Here is a 6326-nt window from a genome sequence, read left to right on the forward strand (position 1 = left end):
TGTACCTCCTTAGGCTTAGAAACGCTATACCAATTTCATAAAATATGTAAGCATTCAGCCGTCAGCTGTCAGCTAGCCTCCTGTAGAGGAACTACGCTCTTCAGCTATGAGTTATTAATTCATTATCATACCGAAGCAGGAATTAGTATCCAAAGAGAATTAAAACTTATGTTTGCGTAGAATGACCCAGGTGCAGGAAATTGGTCATCAGCTAACCTTAGTAATTCCTGTACGTTGAAAAATTCCCCAGGAAAAGCTGAATGCTAATAGCTGAATGCTTACTAAAATATTGCTACATTCACGACACAAGGAACAGGGAAATAAAAAAGCTTAATTTTATACTTAAACTTTTAGATTGAGATGACACAATAAACAAAATAAATATTCTATTTTGTGTATTTTTACGGATGTTTTTACAGTTGGATATATCGATAATTTTTTTTCTATTTTAAAATTATTTATCAACTCCGTTTACTGAGAGAAAGAGGCAAGAGAAACTTATCCAATAATTGATATTGGAGATGATTTAAGAACCCCCACTATACGCCTTTATTCTGAGTTTCAGACTATTTAATTTTGACTTTAAACAATAACTAAATGATTTTACTTAAGTGAAAACTAGCAAAAAAATATGATAAATACAAGTTATATTTGCTATACATAAGTAAATCTATAATATCCAGGAACTATTATCGAAAATCTTAGTCCAAAGCCAGGAAAAATAAAATTATAAAGTTCAAGATTTTTTGAATTATTTTCCTGATATAAAAACTCAAATTAGTAAAACTAGATAGTTGAAATACTTATTTAATATCAAACAGATAAATTGTCAAGTAAGGCAATTATTATCTAATATCAAATCCGGTTAAACAGTCATAGACTAGTTAAGTCAAAAGGAGTCAGGAGCCTGAATTCTGAATTCAGGAGGAGAGAGAATCACTTTGACGAGCGTAGTTATGACGATTCAGACGGATTTGATATAACAACCAAATTAACAAAATCAACTCCCTAACAAGGAATACTAAACCAGAAAAGCGTAGTATTTTTTTGTCAATTTCTTGCCCATGTATAGAACCCATTTGAGATCTATAGAACCCATGTTCGATCTATATAATTATGGTGTTCAAGTCTTTTGGCGCATCAATTTTGACCGAAAATCATAGTCGTGGAGTGTTGAATTTTGTGTATTATTTCTACCCAGATCTTCCCTTTTTCTTCTTCCCTCCAGTATCGAGTCTCCTGTCTCCTTGCTAAATTTATGAAGATACCAAACGGGTTTTATAGTCAAAGTTATCAATTTTTATCAAAAAATACTCAGAGTATTTAACAACTCTTTCATAACTTAGTAATAGTCAACATAAACCACAAAATAAAAATTACCATGTCAGAAATAATAATTAATCCTACCTTACCTGAAAGTATACAAGTTGATGCTAATACAGGCACAGTAATCATCGAAGGATTCAACGATCGCCCAAACCGCTTAAATGGCACTATTAATAATGATCTAATCCAACTAGGTTCTCTGAATGATGTAGCGGTTGGTTTAGAGGGTGATAATACCATCTGTGGAGGAGATGGTGATGACTCAATGATAGGTAGTCAAGGGGATGATTTTCTTCAAGGAAAAAACGGGAATGATGTTCTCCGAGGTGGGGGTGGCAACGACGAACTCCAGGGCAACCGGGACGATGATACCATCACAGGAGAGGATGGTAACGATATTATCTATGGTGGAAAAAATAATGATAACCTTTCTGGTGGAAATGGCAACGACACCATTTATGGTAATCAAGACAATGATACAGTGGATGGAGGTGATGGAAATGATTATATTCAGGGTAACGAAGGTCTTGATACCATCGCTGGTAGACTCGGTAATGATACTATATTCGGTGGAAAAAATAATGACTTCGTTGAAGGTAACGAAGGGGACGATATCCTGTTTGGCGATCTAGGCAATGATACCCTTAGAGGTGGTGATGCTAATGACTTTCTCCAAGGCAACCAAGGAGATGATATCCTCTTTGGGGAAGACGGTAGGGATACTCTCCGAGGTGGAAAAGAAAATGATATCCTGGATGGTGGAGTTGATAATGATTTTTTATTAGGTGATGATGGCAATGATATTTTATTCGGCGATATTGGTAATGATTGTTTAGAGGGTGGTATTGGTGCTGACTTCCTCCTAGGTGGGAATGGTGACGATACTCTCAGAGGTGGTGAAGGTGCTGACACCTTGATTGGTGGTATTGGTAATGACATTATTGATGGTGGGAGTGGGGCGGATGTTTACATTTTTGATAATAGTCCAGGAAATGTTGATACTCTCACGAATTTCCAAGGTACTACACAGGGGGATATTATTCAGATAGATGATGCGATAATTTCTGGTAGCACTGCGGACTTACAAATAGTTCAAGACATTGGAGAATTTAATGGTGTTAGTAATATAGTCTACGAAGAAGATACAGGCAATCTTTACTTTGTTGACTTAAGTAAAACACTACAACAGTACGCAATTTTAGAAATTACATCTGCTCAAGATACTCCCATTACAGATGACTTTGAAATTATCTAATACCAATTTCATAAAATATTGCTACAGTCAGGATACAGGGAACAGGGAACATATAACAGAGAATAGTGAAAGAAAAACATAATAAAAAATCTTTTCCCAACCTCGTAGGGACGTTGCATAACAAAAATGCGTTTCATGTCGCCCAGCGTTTTGCTGGCGCACAACTTCGTTAACGGCTGTTGCCGACTTGAATTGCGGACCTTTGCGTCAGCAAAACGTCCCTACATTGTGGTTAATTAATGTTACTTGATATTATCCATAAATTCATACAATATACCTCTTAAATTCTGAAAATTTACCGAAATATTAAGGTATAATACCAAATTCAAAAAAGGTTGCTATGGTATTAATTTCAACACTCCTATCAACAGAATAAAACACTGTAACAGTATTTTTTGAAAATGGTATAAATATTAGCCATACTAATCTTGTAAATGTTTTCTACAAATTACTAGAGAATTTTTTAGGAGTCAGGAGTCAGGAGTCAGGAGTCATTTTGGGAATTGCTTTAATACCATTTTTTAGGTTGTAAATCATCTTTTTTGTCAAAGGAATATCTCCTGTAAAATATTTTTATCGCCCTTACTATTCGTAACATTATTTTTTCATGCATGGTATAACAAAATCATTTTAGCCGACTTTACCGAATCATTAATAATTAATAATTATTAATTAAATAATTCAGCTTTCTTTGCCGACCCTTTCAAGGGGAAAAAGCGGTCGAGGGATGGCGAGGTCTCCTCGCCATATCCAATCGACCAAGAGAAAAGTGATCTTGAATTTCCTTATATTCAATTCCCGAACGGTTTTAACCTTCTTGTAATTATCCATTATCCATTATCCATTATCCATTAATGAATAGGTATCTTCCCAATAGGGCATAATATAAAATCTGCTTGAATACTTATTAGAGTTGTTAGGAGATATGGGGACAGGGAGATGGGGGTGATTAAATATTGAATATTGAAGTAATTATAGAATTATAAATATACACTGTATAACCTAATTCTATATATAGCAATCCTAAATGATGTGTGAAAATTTTTAGAATAGTTAATATTAACGGAAAACCTTTAAAATTCTCAGGACTGTAGGGGCGAAGAGCGAATCGCCCCTACGACTCAGTCCTCCTAACTACTACCAAAATATTACAACTGAAATAGGATTGCTATAATACCATTTCTCAAAAACTTTTCAACCCCTATCTTGAGCAGGGGACTAAGCTCGATTTTATAGCAGTCAGTTATTATCATACTCAAATTATACACTGACTGCTACATGATCTTAACTAATTCTAATAAGGGCTTTAGGTCTGTTTATTCTTTTACTATTCATGTTTTGTTTGTCACTAAATAGTTTAAAAAGAAAGTAATCTCAAGGGTTTTTGTTAATACTCTATTTTGTTACATAGTTTGGTTTATTTGCCCCTACGTACTTAACGTAGATATTGAGAAAATATTACCTGAAAACCCAACACCAAAAAATTATTCTGGCAACTTATATTGCCCGACAATTTTCTTAGCAAACTCCGGCACATGAGCCTCTAATTTTTCTGGGTGATTCCGCTTTACATAAAGATAATTGCGAGTAAAATGGGAATCAATAGAAAACTTTCCATATTCCAAACCTTTAGGACCAATTCTTTCAATTACAACTCCCATTAATTTTGCTGCCCACATTGGTAAAGTAACAGCTTTATCGTAAGCTGGAATACTTTGTTGAACAGCTTCATGTCTATCTCCCTGAGACATAACAGGTTGAGTATCTAATTGATTCATCACCAAATCTAACATTTGTTTTCCCGTCTCATTTCTAACAGTAAGCCACTGCCAACCAAAAGGCGCTCCCATATATCCCACTACCAAATCTGCTAAACCATTTACATAGTCAAAACAACTCAGACAAGAAGGAGCAAAAATATCTTTCAGCTTTTTAGTATTCAAACCAAAAAATGGTACTTTTTCTATCGTTCCATCCTCATGTTTAAAATGTACTCGAAAATCTTGCATAAATTCATAATGCACAACAGTTTCTGGAGACTTACTTGTAGTTTCCAAGAACTTTTGCAAACCCTCTCTTGTCACATTGTCTACACAAGGAGTTCCCAAAACATAGAGCTTTTCTAAACCTAATTTTTTTTCTACAGCTCGTAATGCTTGAATCTGACAACCAACCCCTATTACTAATAATTTTTTCAGCCCAGATTTTTCAATTTCTTCTAATACTGAAAGATTAGGAGAAAGAGTTGGTTTATTAACTTTTGCTGCCAATACTTCCTCTGGAGTCCTGGCAATAACTGGCATTGGTTGAAAGCGGTCTTCCTTAGTATTTTGTACGCAGACTACACCCTCAACAATATTTTGATTGAGCATTTCACAAGCGATCGTACTCACAATACCAGTCCATTGTGCGCCTTCAATAGGTTGTTTTTTGCGAGCTGCCATCATATCCTGATGAACGCCAAAATAGGTTTCATTTTCCTGATCCAAGTTACGGGTGCGTCCGTGAGTTTGTTGTTCGAGGTTGTCGAATTGTTGGTTAAGAAATGCACAAGCATCCTTGACATAATGGATATAATATGTATCACAAAGACCACATTCACTACAGAGTTCTTTAGCAGGGCGACGGGCACCTGGTCTGAGCGCTCTAGCTTTCTTGTGTTTGGGAGTGTTTGGAATTGAGATAGTCATTGAAAGTTGATTTGTTAAAGTTAGTAACTTTTATCTAGGATACCTTGTTGTTAAATCAATCTAACTGTATAGTTTCAAAATCAATTATCAGCTTCCGGATAAAGCTGGTTTAGCCATCTAAATCGATAATTAAGGAGAACTGGATAAAAATGGCCACTATACCCCCAATTAATGAAGTATACGAATTTCTGGAAAACTACCTTAACGATGAGGAAAACTCTACAGTTTTCGGAACTGCTTTAGCTTATAATCCTGATTTGGAAAGTTCTTCACCCTTTGTTTTCCGAGGCGAAACAGGATTAGAGAGAGTTGATATTGCTGATAATTTTGACTATACTCAAGCAATTTGGTATCAAGTACCTGTGGAAATGGAGGAAGCTTTATGGAGCGACCCCTATTTCGATGTTCGTGGTGCAGGTGAGGATATAGCTCTAACCACTTATTCTATTCCCCTATATGAAAATGGCGAATTTGTGGCGTTTGTATTTTGGTCGGAACTTTGACGGAGGGGAGGTTTCCGACGAGCAATTTCAAACCTTTGTCAGTAATGAAATTGCATCTCGTTTTATAGGTTTAACTCACTTCGATGCTCAAGGACGAGTGCGCGACTCGGATGGCAACATTTTGAGCGAGCGCTCTAAAGTTGTCACTTTACTATTAGAAGATACCGAAGCTAACGAAACTGCAATTCAAGAAGTATTGGGAGTTTACCAACAAGAGTTTTCTGGTAGTGGGGTAGCACAAACTATTAATAAAGATGTAGCGATCGCTTTTGAAGTAGTAGAGGATATAATTGAAAACGATCCGACTCCGGAAATAGTTCATGGCACATTGCCTTCTAGAAAATACGTCCCCCATCCAACCGGCCCCAACATCGGGTGGGTTGGTAGCGTATCCATCACGGTAGAGTGACATCATGAATTCCGTGGCTTCAATGAATTCCGGTTGGCCAATCTTTATTTCACCCTCCTCCGTAATAATTTCAGCACCATTTTGATAAGCAAAAGGCATGACAATATCAATGGAGGGCTCAATAACAAAACCGTACTGGTCGG

At 36.1% G+C, this 6326-nt stretch carries 5 protein-coding genes; 3 read left to right on the plus strand and 2 right to left on the minus strand.

The genetic code is table 11. The features are described from left to right. Nucleotides 1–920: 920 nt before the first annotated feature. Nucleotides 921–1079, minus strand: a complete 159-nt coding sequence (locus tag F6K22_RS27520) for a hypothetical protein (protein ID WP_293105413.1) — start codon at nt 1077–1079, stop codon at nt 921–923. Between the two features lie 302 nt (nt 1080–1381). On the opposite strand from F6K22_RS27520, the gene F6K22_RS27525 reads away from it, so the two are divergent. After that, nucleotides 1382–2581: a calcium-binding protein gene (locus F6K22_RS27525; RefSeq protein ID WP_293105416.1), complete on the plus strand. Its 1200-nt coding sequence runs from the start codon at nt 1382–1384 to the stop codon at nt 2579–2581. Nucleotides 2582–4065: 1484 nt separating this feature from the next. Here F6K22_RS27525 and F6K22_RS27530 read toward each other — a convergent pair. Further along, nucleotides 4066–5271 carry a Coenzyme F420 hydrogenase/dehydrogenase, beta subunit C-terminal domain gene (locus F6K22_RS27530; protein ID WP_293105419.1) on the minus strand — a complete coding sequence of 402 codons (1206 nt, stop codon included), beginning with the start codon at nt 5269–5271 and terminating at the stop codon, nt 4066–4068. 149 nt (nt 5272–5420) lie between these two features. Here F6K22_RS27530 and F6K22_RS27535 point away from each other — a divergent pair, with 149 nt between their 5' ends. Beyond that, nucleotides 5421–5774, plus strand: a complete 354-nt coding sequence (locus F6K22_RS27535; RefSeq protein WP_293105422.1) for a cache domain-containing protein — start codon at nt 5421–5423, stop codon at nt 5772–5774. Beyond that, nucleotides 5734–6183 (plus strand): DUF3574 domain-containing protein, encoded by a 450-nt coding sequence (locus tag F6K22_RS27540; RefSeq protein ID WP_293105424.1) that lies wholly within the window; start codon nt 5734–5736, stop codon nt 6181–6183. Before F6K22_RS27535 ends, F6K22_RS27540 begins: the two co-directional genes overlap by 41 nt. Nucleotides 6184–6326: the final 143 nt, after the last annotated feature.

The sequence above is a fragment of the Okeania sp. SIO2F4 genome, assembly GCF_010672385.1.
Classification (GTDB): domain Bacteria; phylum Cyanobacteriota; class Cyanobacteriia; order Cyanobacteriales; family Microcoleaceae; genus Trichodesmium.